This is a genomic window from Alistipes sp. Marseille-P2263, from assembly GCF_018101075.1.
Classification (GTDB): domain Bacteria; phylum Bacteroidota; class Bacteroidia; order Bacteroidales; family Rikenellaceae; genus Alistipes; species Alistipes dispar.
In genome coordinates this window covers 85,862-104,467 of record NZ_JAGQEJ010000010.1, presented here as the reverse complement: position 1 = coordinate 104,467, position 18,606 = coordinate 85,862, and the positions used below count along the sequence as shown (strand labels likewise).

The window sequence follows — 18,606 nt, the reverse complement described above, 5'->3', positions numbered from 1 at the left end:
ACTTTGCGTTTTTAAGCTAACATCGTATTCAAAACATTCTCGGCGCCCTCCACCATCACGATGGCCGATGCGTTCATCACGTCGTAGGTGCAGACGTTCTGAGCCAGCACGGGCTTCACGTACGGGAGGTTGCGGCACGACAACTGCACGTTCACGTTCGATTCCGGCAGTACGAGGAGCACCTTCTTGTCCGACACCTTCAGCGCCTCGGCCAGCGCCACGACCGACTTGGTCTTGGGGGCCTCCATCGAGATCGCCTCGACGACGCTGATCGCTCCGGCCTGCGCCTTGTAGGTCAGCGCGCTGCGGCGTGCCAGTTGCTTGAGCTTCTTGTTGAGCTTGAAGCTGTAGTCGCGGGGCTGGGGTCCGAACACGCGGCCGCCGCCCGGGAAAAGCGGCGAGAGGATGCTGCCGCAGCGGGCGCCGCCCGTGCCTTTCTGACGCTTGAGCTTGCGCGTCGAACCGGCAACCTCGTTGCGCTGCTTCGACTTGTGCGTGCCCTGACGCTGATCGGCCAGATACTGCTTCACGTCGAGGTAGATAGCGTGGTCATTAGCCTCCACGCCGAAAACGGCGTCCGAAAGGACTACCTTACGTCCCGTTTCCTTTCCTTGTGTGTTCAATACAGCTAATTCCATACTACTTCTCAATTGTTAAATAAGCACCTTTTGCACCCGGAATCGAACCCTTCACGAGGATCAGGTTGCTCTCGGGAATAACCTTCAAAACCTTCAGGTTAAGCACCTTAACCTGCTCTCCGCCCATCTGGCCAGGCAGACGCTTGCCCTTGAAGACGCGCGACGGATAGGACGATGCGCCCAGCGAACCGGGCTTGCGCTGACGGTTGTGCTGGCCATGGGTCTGACCGCCCACGCCGCCGAAGCCGTGACGCTTCACGACGCCCTGGAAGCCTTTGCCTTTCGAAATCCCGGTCACGTCCACCCAGTCCTCCTCCGAGAAGAGGTCCACGGTCAGCGTGTCGCCGAGCGCCACTTCGGGCATCCCCTTGAACTCGGCCATCTTGCGCTTGGGGGTCGTGCCGGCTTTCTTGAAGTGACCTAACAAACTGCTGCTGGTGTGCTTTTCACTTTTCTCGTCATAGGCAATCTGAACCGCCTCGTAGGAGTCCTTCTCGACGGTTTTGATTTGCGTAACAACGCAGGGACCAGCCTCGATGACAGTGCATGGTATGTTCTTACCCTCGGCACTGTAAACGGAAGTCATTCCGATTTTCTTTCCAATAAGTCCTGACATTTGTTGTCAATTGTTTGTTATAAAATACTGAAAGTGATGTTTCTTCATCGCTCTCCCACCGATGCGCCGGCGACGGCGGCCGAGCCGCCGCGCCGCGCCGGTAAGGAATGCTCCCGGTCGCCGCAGCGGCCGGAGTTCGTCATGCTGCCGGATCAGACCTTGATCTCGACCTCGACACCCGAAGGAAGTTCGAGTTTCATCAACGCGTCGATCGTCTTGGGCGTGGACGAGTAGATGTCGAGAATGCGCTTGAAGGTGCAGAGCTGGAACTGCTCGCGGGCCTTCTTGTTCACGAAGGTCGAACGGTTCACCGTAAAGATCTGCTTGTGCGTGGGGAGGGGAACCGGACCGCTCACGACAGCGCCCGTGCTCTTCACGGTCTTCACAATCTTCTCGGCCGACTTGTCCACAAGATTGTGATCGAATGACTTTAACTTAATTCTAATCTTCTGGTTCATATGTTTGCTTATTCTATATCCTTACGTTTACCACTCGCTTTCTCGATGATCTCCTTGGCCAGGTTGGCAGGAACCTCCTCGAAGTGCGAGAACTCCATGGACGAGGTGGCGCGGCCCGACGAAATCGTGCGCAGCACGGTCACGTAGCCGAACATTTCCGACAGGGGAACCTTCGCCTTCACGACGCGCGCCGTACCTTTCGACTCCATGCCGGTAATCTGGCCGCGGCGCTTGTTCAGGTCGCCGATGATGTCGCCCATATTCTCCTCGGGGGTCACGACCTCCACGGACATTACGGGCTCCAGAATCACCGAACCCGCCTTGGGAGCGGCATTGCGGTAACCGTTGCGGGCAGCGATCTCGAACGACAACTGGTCGGAGTCCACGGGGTGGAACGAACCGTCGAGCAGCGTGATCTTCATCGAGTCCATCGGATAGCCGGCCAGCGCACCGTTGGCCATGGCCGACTCGAAACCCTTCTGAACCGACGGGATGAACTCCTTGGGAATGTTGCCGCCCTTGACCTGATCCACGAACTCCAGACCCATCTTGCCGTCCTCGGCGGGACCGATCTCGAAGATGATGTCGGCGAACTTACCGCGGCCGCCGGTCTGCTTCTTGAAGACCTCGCGGTGCTGGACCGTCTTGGTGAGCGACTCCTTGTAGTTCACCTGCGGAGCGCCCTGGTTGATCTCCACGCCGAACTCGCGGCGCAGACGGTCCACGATGATGTCGAGGTGCAACTCGCCCATGCCGCTGATCACCGTCTGACCCGAATCCTCGTCGGTGTGCACCGTGAAGGTGGGGTCCTCTTCGGCCAGCTTCGCCAGCGCGATGCCGAGCTTGTCGAGGTCCTTCTGGGTCTTGGGCTCCACGGCCAGACCGATCACCGGTTCGGGGAAGGTCATCTGCTCGAGCACGATCGGAGCGTTCTCGGCGCAGAGCGTGTCGCCCGTGCGGATCTCCTTGAAACCTACGGCCGCGCAGATGTCGCCGGCGCCGACGGTCTCCATCGGGTTCTGCTTGTTGGCGTGCATCTGGTAGATGCGGCTGATACGCTCGCGCTTGCCGCTGCGTGCGTTGAGCACGTACGAACCGGCATCGAGCTTGCCCGAGTAAACGCGGACGAAAGCCAGACGTCCCACGAAGGGGTCGGTGGCGATCTTGAAGGCCAGGCCGCAGAAAGGATCCTCTTCCGAAGCGTGGCGGACCTCCTCCTGCTCGGTCTTGGGGTTCATGCCCGTCACGGCCGGAACGTCCAGCGGCGAAGGCAGGAACGCCATCACGTAGTCGAGCAGCTTCTGCACGCCCTTGTTGTGGAACGACGAACCGCAGAGCATCGGGACGATCTGCATGGAGATCGTGGCCTTGCGGATGGCTGCGAGCAGCTCGTCGGGCGTGATCGAATCGGGATCCTCGAAGAACTTCTCCATCAGCGCGTCGTCCGTAGCGGCGACCTCCTCGATGAGTTTGGCGCGCCACTCGGCGGCCTCGGCCTTCATCGCCTCGGGAATCTCGCGCAGCTCGAAGTTGTCGCGGACGGTCTTGTCGTCGAAATAGTAGATCGCATTATTATATATAAGGTCTACCAGTCCCTCGAACTTGTCCTCGGCGCCGATAGGCAGTACGACCGGGAGGGCCGTAGCGCCGAAGTGCTCCTTGATCTGCGCGCAGACCGACAGGAAGTCGGCGCCCGTGCGGTCCATCTTATTGACGTAACCGATACGGGGAACGTTGTATTTGTCGGCCTGACGCCATACGGTCTCCGACTGCGGCTCCACGCCGCCCACGGCGCAGAACGTGGCGATCGCGCCGTCGAGCACGCGCAGCGAACGCTCCACCTCGACGGTGAAGTCCACGTGTCCCGGGGTGTCGATCAGGTTGATCTGGTACTGGTGGTCCTTGTACTGCCAGAAGGCCGTCGTGGCGGCCGAGGTGATCGTGATGCCGCGCTCCTGCTCCTGGACCATCCAGTCCATCGTAGCGCCGCCCTCGTGCACCTCGCCGATCTTGTGGGTCTTGCCCGTGTAGAAAAGGATTCGCTCGGACGTGGTGGTCTTACCGGCGTCGATGTGAGCCATGATGCCGATATTGCGAGTGTAATGTAAATCTCTGGTTGCCATCTTTCTGTCCCTGTTTTAGAATCTGAAGTGTGCGAATGCCTTGTTGGCCTCGGCCATGCGGTGCATCTCCTCCTTGCGCTTGAAGGCGGCACCCTGCTGGTTGTAGGCGTCCACGATCTCTGCTGCGAGCTTATCAGCCATCGTCTTGCCGGCGCGCTTGCGGGAATAGAGGACAAGGTTCTTCATGGAAATAGAAATCTTGCGCTCCGGACGAACCTCCATAGGAACCTGGAAGGTGGCGCCACCGATACGCTTCGACTTCACTTCGACCTGAGGAGTGATGTTCTCGAGGGCCTGTTTCCAGATTTCCAGCGGAGATTTATCAGCATCCTTCATCTTCTTGCCCACGATCTCGAGCGAGTCGTAGAAAATCGTGTAGGCAATACTCTTCTTACCATCCAGCATAAGGTTGTTCACGAAACGGGTCACGGCCACGTCTCCGAACTTCGGATCCGGAAGTAGAATTCGCTTCTTTGGCTTAGCTTTTCTCATTGCTATTTAAATGTGCTTCTTGTTAAATGGTTCTCGATTGACTATTTGCCCGCCTTGGGACGCTTGGCGCCGTACTTCGAACGACGCTGACGGCGACCGTCCACGCCGGCCGAGTCGAGCGCGCCGCGCACGAGGTGATAACGCACGCCGGGGAGGTCCTTCACACGACCGCCGCGGACGAGCACGATCGAGTGCTCCTGCAGGTTGTGGCCCTCGCCGGGGATGTAGGCATTGACCTCCTTGCCGTTGGTCAGACGAACACGCGCCACCTTACGCATAGCCGAGTTAGGCTTCTTCGGGGTCGTCGTGTACACACGGGTACAAACGCCGCGACGCTGGGGACACGCTGCGAGTGCCGGGGACTTCGACTTGTCCTCCATGCTCACTCGACCGTTTCTCACTAACTGTTGAATAGTTGGCATTTCTTAAACTGTCCTTTAAGTTGTTAAAAAATCTATTTCCATTGTCCAAAATGGACTGCAAAGGTACGCAATTTTTTGGAAATACAATATATATGCGGCTCTTTTTTCGCGTTTTCACGGGTTTTCGCGCCGCTTACGATTCTTTTTATTTATAATTTTGAAAAACATATAAACAAATCATTATATATAAAACCGTAACGGACTCGATTCCAAAGCATTGACCCGCACAGGCAAAAAAAAAAGGCCGGAGCCTTCCGAAAGGCTCCGGCCCGACAGGGCAATCCGCTGCGGATCACTTCTTTTCGCAGCCGCACTCGGAGGAGGCCACCAGCATCCAGACCAGCTTTTCCTGTTCCCTCAGGTAATCGCTCATCAGGGCCGCGGTCCCCTCGTCTCCGGCCTCCGAAGCCTGCGCGAGCAGCTTGCGCTCCTCGCCGATCAGGTGGCCGTAACTCTCCAGCACCAGCTTCACCGCCTCGTCCGAGCACGAGATGCCCGAGACCTCCTTCAGACGGGCCGACCGCAGGTACTCGCTGAACCGGTTCTCGGGAACCTCCCCGAGCATCAGGATCCGCTCGGCCAGTTCGTCGGCCTTTTCGGAAACGTCGTCATACAGCTCCTCGAATTTGGCGTGCAGCACGAAGAAGCCGTGTCCCTTGATGTTCCAGTGCAGTCCGCGCAGGTTCGAATAGAAAATCTGATAGTCGGCCAAAAGCTGCTTCAGCGAAGCGGCCACACCCTTGGCCGCGGATGCATCGAGATGCAAAAAATCCATTGTTTTCATAATCGTAATCGGTATTGGTTAATAAATTTTACAAATATTGTTTCTAATTTTCATAGGCAAAGATAATACTAATATTCCGGCTTGTCAAATCTTTATTTTTTATATGCCAATAGGTTAAGCCTATATCCGGAGCGAACGGGGAGCAAATACCGCGCCGGAGCATCCGGAAAGGCCGCCTTTTCCCGGCCGGGCCGGACAGCGGCGCGGGCGGCAAACCGGAAAAACGGGAGGTTTCCGGCGCGGAATCCGAAAAGTTTTCCTTAATTTTGCGGGAAATTCGGCAATAAATCGAAACCAGATATGGAGTACAATTTCAAGGAGATCGAATCCCGGTGGCAGCAGCGCTGGAGAGAGAACAAGACCTACCGCGTCGAAACGGACCCCTCGCGGCCCAAATTCTACGTCCTCGACATGTTTCCCTATCCTTCGGGGGCGGGCCTGCACGTCGGGCATCCGCTGGGCTACATCGCCTCGGACATCTATTCGCGCTACAAACGCCTCAAGGGGTTCAACGTCCTGCACCCGATGGGTTACGACGCGTTCGGTCTTCCGGCCGAGCAGTACGCCATCCAGACGGGACAGCACCCGGCCGTGACGACCGAGCGCAACATCGCCCGCTACCGCGAGCAGCTCGACAAGATCGGCTTCTCGTTCGACTGGGACCGCGAGGTGCGCACGTGCGATCCGAAATACTACAAGTGGACGCAGTGGGCCTTCCTCAAAATGTTCGCCTCCTACTACTGCAACGACAGGCAGCAGGCGCGTCCGATCGAGGAGCTGAAGGCCGCCTTCGCCGCATCGGGGACCGAGGGGCTGAACGTCGCCTGCACGACCGAAATGCGTTTCACGGCCGCGGAGTGGAACGCCTGGGACGAGGTGCGGCGCGAGCAGGTGCTGCAAAACTACCGTCTGGCCTACCGAGCCGACACAATGGTGAACTGGTGTCCGAAGCTGGGCACGGTGCTGGCCAACGACGAGGTGCGCGACGGATTGTCGGTGCGCGGAGGCTATCCCGTGGAGCAGAAGCGCATGAAGCAATGGCTGCTCCGCGTGACGGCCTACGCCCAGCGGATGCTCGACGGGCTGGAGGGGCTCGAATGGAGCGACTCGCTCAAGGAGATCCAGCGCAACTGGATCGGCCGTTCGGTCGGTGCGCAGGTCTTCTTCGACATCCAGGGTTCGGACCGCAAGCTCGAAATCTTCACCACGCGTCCCGACACGATCTTCGGCGTGACGTTCATGGTCATCGCCCCCGAACACGAGTGGGTCGGCGAGCTCACCACGCCCGAAAACCGGGACGCCGTCGAACGGTACATCGCCGAGGCGCGGAAGCGCTCGGAGCGCGAGCGCATCGCCGAGACGCGGCGCGTGAGCGGCGTGGCGACGGGCTCCTGCGCGGTGAATCCCTTCACCGGGAAAGCCATTCCGATCTACGTCTCGGACTACGTGCTGGCCGGTTACGGCACGGGGGCCATCATGGCCGTCCCGGCGCACGACTCGCGCGACTGGGCCTTCGCGCGCCACTTCGGACTGGAGGTGATCCCGGTGGTCGAAGGCGGCGACGTCGAGAAGGAGTCCTACGACGCCAAGGCCGGCCGGATGATCAACTCGGGATTCCTCGACGGCAAGGAAGTCAAGGAGGCCATCGCGCTGATGTTCGACGAGGTGGAGCGGCGCGGTCTGGGCAAACGCCTGGTCAATTACCGGCTGCGCGACGCCATCTTCTCGCGCCAGCGCTACTGGGGCGAGCCGTTCCCGATCTATTACAGGGACGACGTGGCCCGTCCGCTCGCGGAAGACGCGCTGCCGCTCGAGCTGCCCCCGATCGAGGATTTCGGACCCACGGCCGAGGGCGAACCGCCGCTGGCCCGCGCGAAGGGGTGGCACACCCCCGACGGGTATCCCTACGAGCTCTCGACGATGCCCGGGTTCGCCGGCTCGTCGGCCTACTACCTGCGCTACATGGACCCGCACAACGACGAGGCGCTCGTCGGCAGGGAGGCCGACGAATACTGGCGCAGCGTCGATCTCTACGTCGGCGGCATCGAGCACGCCACGGGCCACCTCATGTATTCGCGTTTCTGGAACATGTTCCTCTACGACCTGGGATACGTCTGCGAGCCGGAACCGTTCCGCAAACTCGTCAATCAGGGCATGATCCAGGGCCGTTCGAACTTCGTCTATCGCGTCGTGGGGACCAACAAGTTCGTATCGTTCGGGCTCAAGGAGCAATACGAGACGCAGGAGATCCACGTGGACGTGAACATCGTGAAGAACGACATCCTGGACCAGGAGGCCTTCCGCCGCTGGATGCCCGACTTCCGGGACGCGGAGTTCATCCTCGAAGACGGCAGATACGTCTGCGGCTGGGCCGTCGAGAAAATGTCGAAATCCATGTACAACGTCGTGAATCCCGACTACATCGTGGAGAACTACGGCGCCGACACGCTGCGCATGTACGAAATGTTCCTCGGGCCGCTCGAACAGTCGAAGCCCTGGGACACGAACGGCATCGACGGCGTGCACAAATTCCTGCGCCGCTTCTGGAGGCTGTTCTTCGACCGCGACGGGAAGCTGGCCGTGACCGGCGACGCGGCGACCGAAAAGGAGCTGCGCACGCTGCACAAGACGATCCGCAAGGTGACCGACGACATCGAGAACTTCTCGTTCAACACCTCCGTCGCGGCCTTCATGATCTGCCTCAACGAGCTGGGCGACTGCTCCAAGCGCGAGGTGCTCGAACCCCTCACGGTGCTCATCGCGCCCTTCGCGCCGCACATCGCCGAGGAACTCTGGTCGCAGCTGGGCAACGCCGGCTCGGTCTGCGACGCTGCCTATCCCGTCTGCGACGAGAAGTACCTGAAGCAAAACGCCTTCGAATACCCCGTTTCGATCAACGGCAAACTCCGCTTCAGAAAGGAGTACGCCGCGTCGATGACCCCGGCCGAGATCCAGGCCGACGTCGTCGCCGCCCCCGAGGCGCAGAAATGGATCGAGGGCCGCACGCCGAAAAAGGTGATCGTCGTGCCGGGCAAGATCATCAACATCGTCATCTGACCCGTCCACGCACGCCAGACCGTCCGGCAAATCTTCCGGCCCCGGGACTCCGCCGTGCGGCGGAGACGAAGGAGGCGCGGTCCGATCTGCCGGACGGTCCGTTCACGGAATCCCGCCCGAAATCGCATATCCCCATGAAACGCATCCTCGCACTGCTCGCCGCATCGCTGCTCTTCACCGCCCCGGCCGCCGCACAGCGGCACGGCGAAGCCGCGGTGCTCAAAATCTGGGACAACCGCACGGCTCCCCACTCGAACGGCATCGCCTCCCCCGAGCGGGAGCCCGAACCGGACCGGATCGAGAACGTCTCGGCGGCCGAGCTTTACATATTTCCGGCCGACAGCGTCCGCGACCGGGGGCTGGCCGTGGTGATCTGCCCCGGCGGCGGATACATGAAACTCTGCATGGACTACGAAGGGTACGACGCGGCCCGGTGGTTCGCCGCCAACGGCGTCACGGCCGCCGTGCTCAAATACCGTCTGCCGGAAGGCCATCCCGAAGTGCCGCTCGAAGACGCCGTGCAGGCGCTGCGCATCATGGCAGGGCTCGAAGCGGGCGCCACGGGCTACACCGCGGACCGCGTGGGAATCGCCGGTTTTTCGGCCGGCGGTCACCTCGCGGCGGCCGTCTCGACGCTGGGCACGTTCAAACCCGCCTTTTCGATCCTCTTCTACCCCGTGACCGGGGACGGGGAGTCGCCCGGCTGCCGGATCACCTTCGACCGCCTGCTGGGCGGCCGGCGCACGGATGCCGCCGTCGCGGCGGCCTGGTCTCCGTCGCGGCAGGTCACCGCCGAAACCCCTCCCGCGCTGCTGTTCCACTCCGACGACGACGCGACCGTCCCGCCCTCAAACAGCACGGCCTACTACGACGCCCTGAAACGGCACGGCATCGAGGCCTCGCTGCACATCTACCCCTCGGGCGGACACGGCTGGGGCCTGCTCGGCTCCTTCCCCTACCGGGAGACATGGCAGCGCGCCGTACTCGACTGGCTCGACCGCCTCTGCGCCGTCCCGGACGGGGAGCGCCGCCGCTGAAAAGCGGAACGGGGCATTGCCGTTTGCCGAATATTGCCTATCTTTGCGCAAATAAACGACCCGCAACGGGAGCCGCCGCCGGTCTAACCGGACGCGCGCCCCTCTTGCCGCAAAATCGAAGGCTATGGCAGACAACACCATCCTGAACCGTCTCGACGGTTTGAAACTCAAATACGAGGAGACCGGACAGAAACTCACCGACCCGGAGGTGATCGCCGACGTCAAGCAGTTCGTCCAGCTCACCAAGGAGTACAAGGAGCTCGAGCCGATCATCGAGACCTCGGAGCGCTACCGCACGGTGGTCGCCAACCTCGCCGAGGCGAAGGATACGTTCGCCAACGACAAGGACGAGGAGATGCGCGAAATGGCCCGCGAAATGATCGCGGAGCTGGAGCCGCAGATCGCACAACTGGAGGAGCAGATCAAACTGCTGCTCATCCCGAAAGACCCGCAGGACTCGAAGAACGCCATCGTGGAGATCCGCGGCGGCACGGGCGGCGACGAGGCGGCGATCTTCGCCGGCGACCTGCTGCGCATGTACGCCAAATACATCGAATCGAAGGGATGGCGCTACGAGATCACCTCCTCCTCGGAGGGCGCCGCGGGCGGCTACAAGGAGGTGGTGATGAAGGTCACGGGACAGAACGTCTACGGAACGCTCAAGTACGAATCGGGCGTGCACCGCGTGCAGCGCGTGCCGCAGACCGAGACGCAGGGCCGCGTGCACACCTCGGCCGCATCGGTGGCCGTGCTGCCCGAAGCCGAGGAGTTCGACGTCGAAATCTCGATGAACGACATCCGCAAGGACATCTTCTGCGCCTCGGGACCGGGCGGGCAGTCGGTCAATACGACCTACTCGGCCATCCGCCTGACGCACATCCCGACGGGAATCGTCGTACAGTGCCAGGACCAGAAGTCGCAGCTCAAGAACTTCGACAAGGCATTCGAGGAGCTGCGCACGCGCGTCTTCAACCTCGAATACTCGAAATACCTCGACGAAATCGCCTCGAAGCGCAAGACGATGGTCTCGACGGGCGACCGCTCGGCCAAGATCCGCACCTACAACTACCCGCAGGGACGCATCACGGACCACCGCATCAACTATACGATCTACAACCTCGCGGCCTTCATGGACGGCGACATCCAGGACTGCATCGACCACCTGATCGTGGCCGAGAACGCCGAGCGCCTGAAGGAGAGCGAACTCTGACCCCCGGGCGATGGCTCTTCCCGACCGTTTCGCCGCCGAGGTCCGCGCCGTCGTCGCGCAGATTCCCCGTGGCTGCGTGGCGACCTACGGACAGATCGCACGGCTCGTGGGAATGCCCGGCTACGCCCGCCATGTGGGGCATGTGCTGGCGGCCGCCCCGGAGGGCGTTCCCTGCCACCGCGTGGTGAACGCCGCGGGCCGCACGGCTCCCGGGTGGGACGCCCAGCGGACGCTGCTCGAAGCCGAGGGCGTCCGGTTCCGCCCCAACGGATGCGCCGACCTCGCCCGTTCGGGATGGGATGCGCTGAGCGGACTGTCCGGCGAAAGAGAGAAACCCCGACGACGGAGCGGGAACACCCGTGCAGGGCAATATTCGCCCCTCCGCACCCGTTCTGCCGAAAACGAACGACCATGAAAAGATACGCACTCACCCTGTTCGCGCTTCTCGGCTCCGCCCTCCTGCCGGCCGCGGCGCAAAAGCCGCTCTACATCGTGAACGGCCGGGAGACGGAGGAGATCGCCTCGATTCCGCCCGAGGACATCGAGCGGGTCGAAACGCTTCCGGCCGACGAGGAGACCATCGCCCGCTACGGCCTCCGCGCGTCGAACGGGGTGCTTCTCGTCACGCTCCGCTACGACAGTCCCGCGGTGTTCCCCTCCGACTCGACCTTCGGGCGCTACATCGCCCGGCGCGTCGAGTGGCCCGACGACGAACCCGCGGCACGCGTCGTGCTGCGCTACAAGATCACCCCCGAGGGGCGCACGGTCGTCGATCAGGAGCTGGAGGTGACCGACAAACGGCTCCGGCGGCGCGTGCTGAAGGCGCTCGGAGAGGCGCCGCTCTGGCAGCCGGCCCGCAAGAACGGCGTGCCCGTCGAAAGCGAAGGGGTGCTGCGCATCCAGCTTCCCGAAGGCAAGCGCATCCCCCGACAGGCGGAGCTGGTGTTCCGGTAGGCCGCCCGAAAAACGAAGAAACAACGATTCCGCATGAGAACGAACTCCCTATCGGCCTGGATTCTGGCCGTCCGCCCGTACAGCCTGGGCAACTCGGTCATCCTCGTCCTCGTCGCCTCGGCGATGGCCTGGACTGACGGCGGTTTCCGTCCGGGACCGGCCGCGCTCTGCCTCGCGTTCGCCCTGCTGATGCAATGCACGGCCAATCTGGTGAACGACCTCTGGGACTTCCTCAAAGGGGCCGACCGTCCCGACCGTCTCGGTCCCGACCGGGCCTTCGCCAAAGGCTATATCACCCTGCCGGCCATGAAGGCGGGCATCGCGGGTTTTACTCTCGCGGCCTGCGCGGCGGGTGCGGGCATTCTCTGCCTCACGCACGGAAGGCTGCCCTACGGAGGCTGGGAGCTCGTCGCCGTGGGGCTGGCTTGCGTCGTCTTCGCCTACTTCTACACCGCCGGCCCGTGGCCGCTGGCCTATCACGGGCTGGGCGATGCGGCCGTCGTGCTCTTCTTCGGACTGATTCCCGTCGGGTTCACCTACTACGTGCAGACCGGACAGTGGACGGCGGAGGTCACTCTCGTCGCGCTGGCCTGCGGATTGGTGATCGACACGATGCTCATGCTCAACAACTTCCGCGACCGCGAGGAAGACGCCCGCTGCGGCAAGCGCACGATCGTCGTCCTCACCTGCGCCGCCGTCGGCCGCTGGGGCTACCTGCTGCTGGGACTGGTTCCCGCAGCCCTCTGTCTCACGCTGCTCGCCGCGGGCCGCACATGGGCTGCCCTGCTGCCGCTCCTCTACGCCGCGGCGCACACGGCCACGTGGCGCAAGATGGTGCGCATCGACCACGGCGAGGAGCTGAACGTCTGCCTGGGCGAGACGGCGCGCAACATCCTCCTCTTCGGAGCATCGCTCACAATCGGCATCCTGCTCGGCTGACCATGGCGGAAGAACGGCATATCACCCTCCGCGAGCTGCAACGGCTCGTCAGGCAGACCCTCGAGGAGCGCTTCGCGCTGCCCGTATGGGTCAGCGCCGAGATTTCGGAGATCAAGATCAACCGTTCGGGCCACTGCTACCTCGAACTCGTGGAGAAAGGCGGCGACAACGGCGTGCCCACGGCGCAGGCCCGCGCCGTCATCTGGCGCAGCCACTACCCCCGCATCGCGGGTTACTTCGAAGCCGAGACGGGGCAGCGGCTCGAAGCGGGCATTCAGATTCTCGCCCGCGTGCTGGTCACCTACCACGAAATATACGGTTTCTCGTTACAGATCACCGACATGGACCCTTCCTACACGCTGGGCGACATGGAACGGCAGCGGCAGCGGACCATCGCGCAGTTGCAGCGCGACGGGGTCTGGGACATGAACCGCGAGACACCGCTTCCGGCCGTCGTGCAGCGCGTGGCCGTGGTGTCGAGCGCCAACGCCGCAGGCTACCAGGACTTCTGCAAGGAGCTGGACAAAAGCCCCTACCGGTTCGCTCTGACGCTCTTCGACGCCTTCATGCAGGGTGCGGCCGCCGAGGAGTCGATCGTGGAGGCCCTCTGCGCCGTCGCCGCACGGCAGGAGGAGTTCGACGCCGTCGTGCTGATCCGCGGCGGCGGCTCGCGCAGCGAGCTGAACTGCTTCAACGCCTACCGTCTCTGCTCCCATATCGCGCAGTTCCCGCTGCCCGTGGCGACGGGTATCGGCCACGACAAGGACACCAGCGTGGCGGACATGGTGGCCCATACGGCGCTCAAGACCCCGACGGCCGTGGCCGGGTGGCTCGTCGAACGGATGGCCGGGGCCGACGGACGGCTCGACGTCGCCGCCCTGCAACTCCATGACGCGACGACGGCCCTGCTGCACGCGTCGGAGGTGCGGCTCGAACGCCTCCGCGGCGAGCTGCGGCAGACGAGCGGAACGCTGCTCGCCCGGCAGACGGTCCGGCTGGAACACCTCGTGGCGACACTGCCCGAAGCCGCCCGCGGCTTTCTCGCCCGGCAGCTCCTGCGGCTCGACAACGCCGCGGAACTCGTCGCCGGACGCTCGCCCGAGCGGATCCTGCGGCTGGGCTTCGCCGTGGTCCGCAGCGGCGGCAGGGCCGTCGTGTCGGCCGGCGGCGTCGGCCCGGGCGACGCGCTGCGGATCGAAGTGGCGGACGGAACGATCGAAGCGACGGTAAAAAACACGAAGATATGGCAAAAAAAGAGCTGACCTACACCGAGGCGATGGCCGAGATCGAGAAGATTCTCGCCCGCCTGCGCAGCGAGGAGATGGACGTGGACGGCCTCGCGGCCGAAGTCAAACGCGCCACGGAGCTGATCGCCTCGTGCAAGGCGCGCCTGCGCAAAGCCGAGGAGAAGGTGAACAAGGTGCTGGAGTCATGAAAAAGGTGATCCGCTGGGCCCTCAACCACATCCCGCGCCCCGTGCTGCAACGGATCGCGGGATGGGCCGTACCCGTGGCCGGGCTGTTCTACCGGGGCCGGGGCGCCGAGTGCCCCGTCTGCGGCGCGAAATACCGGAAATTCCTCCCCTACGGCTATGTGCGGCCGCGCCCCAACGCACTCTGCCCCCGCTGTCTCTCGCTGGAGCGCCACCGGCTGCTATGGCTCTATCTGACCCGCGAGACCGACCTGCTGAAAAGCCACCCCCGCACGCTGCACATCGCCCCGGAGGTCTGCATCATGCGCCACCTGAAACCCCACTTCGCGGCCCGGCCCGGCAGGTACGTCACGGCCGATCTCGAAAGCCCGCTCGCGGACCTGCATTTCGACGTGCAGCGGATTCCGCTCGCCGACAATTCGGTGGACGTCGTCCTCTGCAACCACCTGCTGGAACACGTGGCCGACGACCGCCGCGCCCTGCGCGAGCTGCACCGCATCCTGCGCCCCGGCGGGTGGGGCATCGTCCTCTCGCCCGTGGAACGCGATTACGAACGCACCTTCGAAGACGATTCGATCACCGATCCCGACGAGCGCACGCGCATCTTCGGCCAGTACGACCACCGGCGCATCTACGGCGCGGACTATACCGACCGGCTGCGCGAAGCGGGATTCGAGGCCGCGGACATCGACTACGCCGCCTCGCTTTCCGAAGAGGAACGCAGGCTCTACGCCCTGCCGGACGACCACATCTACGTGGTGTACAAGCACTAACCGAGAAAGAAAACGATTCCCGTGAAGTGGGCCGCCACCGCCAGGTCGATCAGCAGATGCCACACCAGATGGTGATAGCGGAACCCCTTGCAGGCATAGATCCCCGCCCCGAGCGTATAGAGCACGCCGCCGAGGGCGATGAGCGCCAGCAGCTCCGTCGAAGCGCGGCGGACGAACAGCGGAAGGAAAAGGAGAATGGCCCACCCCATCACCAGGTAGATCGTGAGGCTGACGGCCGGAATCGAACGGTGCGACAGCGACTTGTAGAAGATGCCGAACACCACCATCGCCCATTGCAGTCCGGCGATGAGAAGCCCCTGCCAGCCGCCGATGACCGAAAGCGCGACGGGCGTATAGCTTCCGGCGATGGCCACGTAGATGAAGATATGGTCGAGCACGTGGAACACCTCCTTGTGGCGCGAGGCGGGACGCATCGCGTGGTAAAGCGTCGAGACGAGAAACATCAGGAAAACAGAGATCACGAAGACCGAAACCGAGAAGGCCGCCCGCACCCCCTCCGGATCGTGCGTGTAGGCCCATACGGCGGCGAACGGAAGGGCCGCGAGCATCGCGAGCGCCATGACGCCGTGCGACAATACGTTGGCGATCTCCTCGCCTGCGGTGGGGACGTAAACCGCTTTTTTCTTCTCCACGGGACAACGGATTGGTTCTGTGTGCCAAATTTATAAAATTTTTTTCATATCTTTGCCAACAAGGTTAAGAGGTTGGGTTCAATGGATTTCTCACGCTACGAAAATCTGCGCGCGCTCGTGCGCGCGAACTTCTCGGAGACGACGCAGCGCCTTGTGGACGAGGCGCTGGAGTATGCCGACGGGAAGCTCGCCGGCGTGTGCCGTTACGACGGGGCGCCGATGCTCGACCACGCCGCCGCCGTGGCGTCGATCGTCATTTCGGAAGTGGGCCTCGGACGCAACTCCGCCGTCTCGTCCATCCTGCACGACGTCGTGCGGCTGGCGCACAAGGAGCGCCCGGCAGACGAATTCCTCGCACTCACCGAAGAGATCCGGAACCGTTTCGGAGAACAGGTCGTGGGCATCACGATGGGGCTGGCGAACATCTCGGAGCTGAAGCTGAAGACCTCGAAGGAGCAGGCCGACAACTTCCGCGACCTGATCGTCAGCTACTCCGAGGACCCGCGCGTAATCCTCATCAAACTGGCCGACCGCCTCGAGGTGATGCGCTCGCTCGGCATCTTCCCGCACGAGAAATGGCGCAAGAAGAGCTGGGAGTCGATGAACCTCTACGCCCAGATCGCCCACAAGCTGGGTCTCTACGAAATCAAGAGCGAGCTGGAGGACATCGCCCTCAAATACCTCGAACCGAAGGACTACGAGCACATCATCACGAAACTCGAGGAGAGCGCCGAGGAGCGCCGCGCCTTCATCGCCCGCTTCCTCGTGCCGATCACCGAGCGGCTCGACCGCCTCGGCATGAAATACCACGTCAAGAGCCGCACGAAGTCGATCTTCTCGATCTGGTCGAAGATGCACAAGCAGCACGTGCCCTTCGAGGGCGTCTACGACATCTTCGCCATCCGCATCATCATCGACTGCCCGCACGAGGAGGAGAAGCGGCTCTGCTGGACGGTTTACTCCGTCGTGACGGACTTCTACACGCCCAATCCCAACCGCATGCGCGACTGGATTTCGATCCCCAAGTCGAACGGCTACGAGTCGCTGCACACCACCGTGTCGGCCGAAGGCCGCTGGGTCGAGGTGCAGATCCGCACCGAGCGCATGGACGCCGTGGCCGAGCGGGGCATCGCCGCGCACTGGCGCTACAAGGGCGTGGGACAGGGAGCGCAGACCAGCGAACAGTGGCTCGGCCGCCTGCGCGAACTGATGGAGGACACGACGCACTCGCTGGCGCAGCGTTTCGACGCCAAACCCGCCTCGGGCGAGATCTTCGTCTTCACCCCCAACGGCGACCTGCGCAAGCTGCCCGAAGGGGCCACGCTGCTCGACTTCGCCTTCGACATCCACACCAATCTGGGCTCGACCTGCTCGGGCGGCAAGGTGAACAACCGCGCCGTGTCGATCCGCGAACCGCTGCGCAACGGCGACATCGTGGAGATCCTGACGCAGAAGAACCAGACGCCCAAGGCCGACTGGCTCGCGTTCGTCGTCACGGCGAAGGCGCGCAACAAGATCAAGAGCTTCCTGCGCGAGGAGCAGGCCAAACATACGCGCATGGGGCGCGAGGAGCTGGAACGCAAACTCAAGAACTGGAAACTCCCGCTGACGATCGACGAGGCGGTGGGCTACCTCGCCCGCCACTTCAAGGTGCGCACGGGCACGGAGGTTTACGCCCTGATCGCCACGCAGAAGCTCGACTTCGGGACGATCAAGGAGCTCCTTTCGCGCCACCTCTCGGGCGAGGCCGAGGAGCAGCGGCGCGCCGCGGCGGCCGAGATCGAACGCCAGAAGGCCGCGCAGCAGGGCGCGAAGGAGCCGCCCGCCGCCTCGCAGGACGCGCTGGTGATCGACGACGACATCTCGAAGATACAGTACAAGCTGGCCCGATGCTGCAACCCGATCAAGGGCGACGAGGTTTTCGGTTTCGTGACGATCAATTCGGGCATCACGATCCACCGCACGGACTGCCCCAACGCCCGGCGGATGCGCGAGAACTACCCCTACCGCGTCGTCGAGGCGCGCTGGCGGCAGTCGGCCGAAGGGGCGTTCCGCGTCATGATCCGCATCGTGGCGGCCGACACGACGGGCATGGCCAACCACATCACGGAGGCCATCAGCCGCGACCTGAAGCTCAACATCCGCTCGATCAACTTCGCCGCGGCGCCGAACGGCTGCCTCGCGGGCACGGTGGCCGTCGAAGTGCCCGGCGCGGGCGTCGTGGACACGCTCGTGCACCACATCATGCGCATCAAGGGCGTGCAGCGGGCCTACCGCATCAACTGACACACAACTTTTTTTATTCACCCACAAACGATAAATGGATAACAGCACAATCAGCGTCGTTTTTGCCGACCCGACTCATGCGCACTACGCTCCGCGTATCTGCGAACTGATCTACGAGTCGGCACTGCAGCGGGGTACGGGCATCGCCAAGCGGTCGCCCGAGTATATCGCCGCGAAAATGACCGGTGGCAAGGCCGTCGTGGCGCTGGACGGGGAAAAACTGGTCGGGTTCAGCTATATCGAGTGCTGGGGTCACGGCGACTTCGTCGCCACCTCGGGACTGATCGTGGACCCCGAGTACCGGCACATGGGACTCGCGGAACAGATCAAACGACGAACCTTCGAGCTGGCCCGACGACGATTCCCCTATGCCAAGTTATTCAGTATCACCACGTCGCTTCCGGTCATGAAGCTCAACTCGCGCATGGGATACGTACCGGTCACCTTTTCGGAGCTGACCGAGGACGAGGAGTTCTGGCAGGGATGCCAGGGATGCTGCAACTACGATATTTTGCAGCGCAACCACCGGCGCATGTGCCTCTGCACGGGCATGTTGTACGACCCGGCGAAGGAACCGCCCCGGAAGCAGTCGCGGCTGGCGCCCTACAAGATGTTTTTCCGGAACAAGGTAAAAAAACTGTTTCATCTGAAGTAAAAGCCAAAGTACGGCAACCGGCCGATCGGCAGGCGGTCATTCCCGGAATCATTTCGGGTGCGTAGCGACAGGCCCCT

18 protein-coding genes and 1 pseudogene are annotated in these 18,606 nt (G+C 62.7%); 11 read left to right on the top strand and 8 right to left on the bottom strand.

Annotated features, from left to right (window positions below; genetic code table 11):
- Positions 1 to 11 precede the first annotated feature (11 nt).
- The 7 genes from rplD to KB554_RS11785 all read right to left on the bottom strand — a co-directional run bounded on the left by rplD (position 12) and on the right by KB554_RS11785 (position 5,533).
- Complete coding sequence (gene rplD, locus KB554_RS11815; protein WP_141428665.1) at positions 12 to 638, bottom strand: 50S ribosomal protein L4; 627 nt, start codon at positions 636 to 638, stop codon at positions 12 to 14.
- A 1-nt stretch (position 639) separates the two neighbouring features.
- The gene (gene rplC, locus KB554_RS11810) at positions 640 to 1,254 is read right to left on the bottom strand and encodes a 50S ribosomal protein L3 (RefSeq protein WP_211036291.1); all 615 of its coding nucleotides are present in this window, start codon (positions 1,252 to 1,254) and stop codon (positions 640 to 642) included.
- A gap of 152 nt (positions 1,255 to 1,406) precedes the next feature.
- Positions 1,407 to 1,712: a 30S ribosomal protein S10 gene (gene rpsJ, locus KB554_RS11805; RefSeq protein WP_004329464.1), complete on the bottom strand. Its 306-nt coding sequence runs from the start codon at positions 1,710 to 1,712 to the stop codon at positions 1,407 to 1,409.
- An 8-nt stretch (positions 1,713 to 1,720) separates the two neighbouring features.
- Positions 1,721 to 3,835: an elongation factor G gene (gene fusA / locus KB554_RS11800; protein WP_141428661.1), complete on the bottom strand. Its 2,115-nt coding sequence runs from the start codon at positions 3,833 to 3,835 to the stop codon at positions 1,721 to 1,723.
- 15 nt (positions 3,836 to 3,850) lie between these two features.
- Positions 3,851 to 4,327 (bottom strand): 30S ribosomal protein S7, encoded by a 477-nt coding sequence (gene rpsG / locus KB554_RS11795; RefSeq protein ID WP_087263382.1) that lies wholly within the window; start codon positions 4,325 to 4,327, stop codon positions 3,851 to 3,853.
- Positions 4,328 to 4,368: 41 nt separating this feature from the next.
- Positions 4,369 to 4,749, bottom strand: coding sequence for a 30S ribosomal protein S12 (rpsL, locus tag KB554_RS11790; RefSeq protein ID WP_026318484.1), 381 nt, complete (start codon positions 4,747 to 4,749; stop codon positions 4,369 to 4,371).
- Positions 4,750 to 5,041: 292 nt separating this feature from the next.
- Positions 5,042 to 5,533, bottom strand: a complete 492-nt coding sequence (locus tag KB554_RS11785; protein WP_141428659.1) for a Dps family protein — start codon at positions 5,531 to 5,533, stop codon at positions 5,042 to 5,044.
- Between the two features lie 300 nt (positions 5,534 to 5,833).
- Between KB554_RS11785 and leuS the strand changes: the two genes are divergently transcribed.
- From leuS to KB554_RS11740, 9 genes and pseudogenes are all read left to right on the top strand, one after another.
- The gene (leuS, locus tag KB554_RS11780; protein ID WP_211036290.1) at positions 5,834 to 8,590 is read left to right on the top strand and encodes a leucine--tRNA ligase; all 2,757 of its coding nucleotides are present in this window, start codon (positions 5,834 to 5,836) and stop codon (positions 8,588 to 8,590) included.
- A gap of 134 nt (positions 8,591 to 8,724) precedes the next feature.
- The gene (locus KB554_RS11775) at positions 8,725 to 9,627 is read left to right on the top strand and encodes an alpha/beta hydrolase (protein WP_211036289.1); all 903 of its coding nucleotides are present in this window, start codon (positions 8,725 to 8,727) and stop codon (positions 9,625 to 9,627) included.
- 124 nt (positions 9,628 to 9,751) lie between these two features.
- Entirely contained in the window at positions 9,752 to 10,837 is a 1,086-nt protein-coding gene (gene prfA / locus KB554_RS11770) for a peptide chain release factor 1 (protein WP_211036288.1), read from the top strand.
- A gap of 10 nt (positions 10,838 to 10,847) precedes the next feature.
- Positions 10,848 to 11,135: pseudogene (locus KB554_RS13315) on the top strand (MGMT family protein); the annotation flags it as partial.
- Positions 11,136 to 11,248: 113 nt separating this feature from the next.
- Complete coding sequence (locus KB554_RS11760) at positions 11,249 to 11,791, top strand: TonB-dependent receptor plug domain-containing protein (RefSeq protein WP_141428650.1); 543 nt, start codon at positions 11,249 to 11,251, stop codon at positions 11,789 to 11,791.
- 33 nt (positions 11,792 to 11,824) lie between these two features.
- Positions 11,825 to 12,730: a 1,4-dihydroxy-2-naphthoate octaprenyltransferase gene (gene menA / locus KB554_RS11755; protein ID WP_141428648.1), complete on the top strand. Its 906-nt coding sequence runs from the start codon at positions 11,825 to 11,827 to the stop codon at positions 12,728 to 12,730.
- A 2-nt stretch (positions 12,731 to 12,732) separates the two neighbouring features.
- Positions 12,733 to 13,992 carry an exodeoxyribonuclease VII large subunit gene (gene xseA, locus KB554_RS11750; RefSeq protein WP_211036287.1) on the top strand — a complete coding sequence of 420 codons (1,260 nt, stop codon included), beginning with the start codon at positions 12,733 to 12,735 and terminating at the stop codon, positions 13,990 to 13,992.
- The gene (xseB, locus tag KB554_RS11745; RefSeq protein WP_141428644.1) at positions 13,974 to 14,165 is read left to right on the top strand and encodes an exodeoxyribonuclease VII small subunit; all 192 of its coding nucleotides are present in this window, start codon (positions 13,974 to 13,976) and stop codon (positions 14,163 to 14,165) included. Before xseA ends, xseB begins: the two co-directional genes overlap by 19 nt.
- Positions 14,162 to 14,935 (top strand): class I SAM-dependent methyltransferase, encoded by a 774-nt coding sequence (locus KB554_RS11740; RefSeq protein ID WP_211036285.1) that lies wholly within the window; start codon positions 14,162 to 14,164, stop codon positions 14,933 to 14,935. Before xseB ends, KB554_RS11740 begins: the two co-directional genes overlap by 4 nt.
- Here the strand turns inward: KB554_RS11740 and KB554_RS11735 are convergent.
- Positions 14,932 to 15,588, bottom strand: a complete 657-nt coding sequence (locus tag KB554_RS11735; protein WP_141428641.1) for a hemolysin III family protein — start codon at positions 15,586 to 15,588, stop codon at positions 14,932 to 14,934. The genes KB554_RS11740 and KB554_RS11735 overlap by 4 nt on opposite strands.
- Before the next feature lie 81 nt (positions 15,589 to 15,669).
- Here KB554_RS11735 and KB554_RS11730 point away from each other — a divergent pair, with 81 nt between their 5' ends.
- Together KB554_RS11730 and KB554_RS11725 are read left to right on the top strand one after the other, a co-directional pair.
- Positions 15,670 to 17,874: a RelA/SpoT family protein gene (locus KB554_RS11730; protein WP_141428639.1), complete on the top strand. Its 2,205-nt coding sequence runs from the start codon at positions 15,670 to 15,672 to the stop codon at positions 17,872 to 17,874.
- Between the two features lie 34 nt (positions 17,875 to 17,908).
- On the top strand, positions 17,909 to 18,529 hold the full coding sequence (locus KB554_RS11725) for a GNAT family N-acetyltransferase (RefSeq protein ID WP_141428637.1): 621 nt from the start codon (positions 17,909 to 17,911) through the stop codon (positions 18,527 to 18,529).
- The last annotated feature ends 77 nt before the right edge of the window (positions 18,530 to 18,606 follow it).

What these genes read in the sequence shown, in the direction of transcription:
- KB554_RS11760 (WP_141428650.1), top strand. Translation starts at nt 11,249, where the DNA reads ATGAAAAGATACGCACTCACCCTGTTCGCGCTTCTCGGCTCCGCCCTC.
- KB554_RS11785 (WP_141428659.1), bottom strand. Translation starts at nt 5,533, where the DNA reads ATGAAAACAATGGATTTTTTGCATCTCGATGCATCCGCGGCCAAGGGT.
- prfA (WP_211036288.1), top strand. Translation starts at nt 9,752, where the DNA reads ATGGCAGACAACACCATCCTGAACCGTCTCGACGGTTTGAAACTCAAA.
- KB554_RS11725 (WP_141428637.1), top strand. Translation starts at nt 17,909, where the DNA reads ATGGATAACAGCACAATCAGCGTCGTTTTTGCCGACCCGACTCATGCG.
- KB554_RS11775 (WP_211036289.1), top strand. Translation starts at nt 8,725, where the DNA reads ATGAAACGCATCCTCGCACTGCTCGCCGCATCGCTGCTCTTCACCGCC.
- xseA (WP_211036287.1), top strand. Translation starts at nt 12,733, where the DNA reads ATGGCGGAAGAACGGCATATCACCCTCCGCGAGCTGCAACGGCTCGTC.
- KB554_RS11730 (WP_141428639.1), top strand. Translation starts at nt 15,670, where the DNA reads ATGGATTTCTCACGCTACGAAAATCTGCGCGCGCTCGTGCGCGCGAAC.
- leuS (WP_211036290.1), top strand. Translation starts at nt 5,834, where the DNA reads ATGGAGTACAATTTCAAGGAGATCGAATCCCGGTGGCAGCAGCGCTGG.
- rpsG (WP_087263382.1), bottom strand. Translation starts at nt 4,327, where the DNA reads ATGAGAAAAGCTAAGCCAAAGAAGCGAATTCTACTTCCGGATCCGAAG.
- rplD (WP_141428665.1), bottom strand. Translation starts at nt 638, where the DNA reads ATGGAATTAGCTGTATTGAACACACAAGGAAAGGAAACGGGACGTAAG.
- KB554_RS11740 (WP_211036285.1), top strand. Translation starts at nt 14,162, where the DNA reads ATGAAAAAGGTGATCCGCTGGGCCCTCAACCACATCCCGCGCCCCGTG.
- rpsJ (WP_004329464.1), bottom strand. Translation starts at nt 1,712, where the DNA reads ATGAACCAGAAGATTAGAATTAAGTTAAAGTCATTCGATCACAATCTT.
- menA (WP_141428648.1), top strand. Translation starts at nt 11,825, where the DNA reads ATGAGAACGAACTCCCTATCGGCCTGGATTCTGGCCGTCCGCCCGTAC.
- rplC (WP_211036291.1), bottom strand. Translation starts at nt 1,254, where the DNA reads ATGTCAGGACTTATTGGAAAGAAAATCGGAATGACTTCCGTTTACAGT.
- rpsL (WP_026318484.1), bottom strand. Translation starts at nt 4,749, where the DNA reads ATGCCAACTATTCAACAGTTAGTGAGAAACGGTCGAGTGAGCATGGAG.
- xseB (WP_141428644.1), top strand. Translation starts at nt 13,974, where the DNA reads ATGGCAAAAAAAGAGCTGACCTACACCGAGGCGATGGCCGAGATCGAG.
- fusA (WP_141428661.1), bottom strand. Translation starts at nt 3,835, where the DNA reads ATGGCAACCAGAGATTTACATTACACTCGCAATATCGGCATCATGGCT.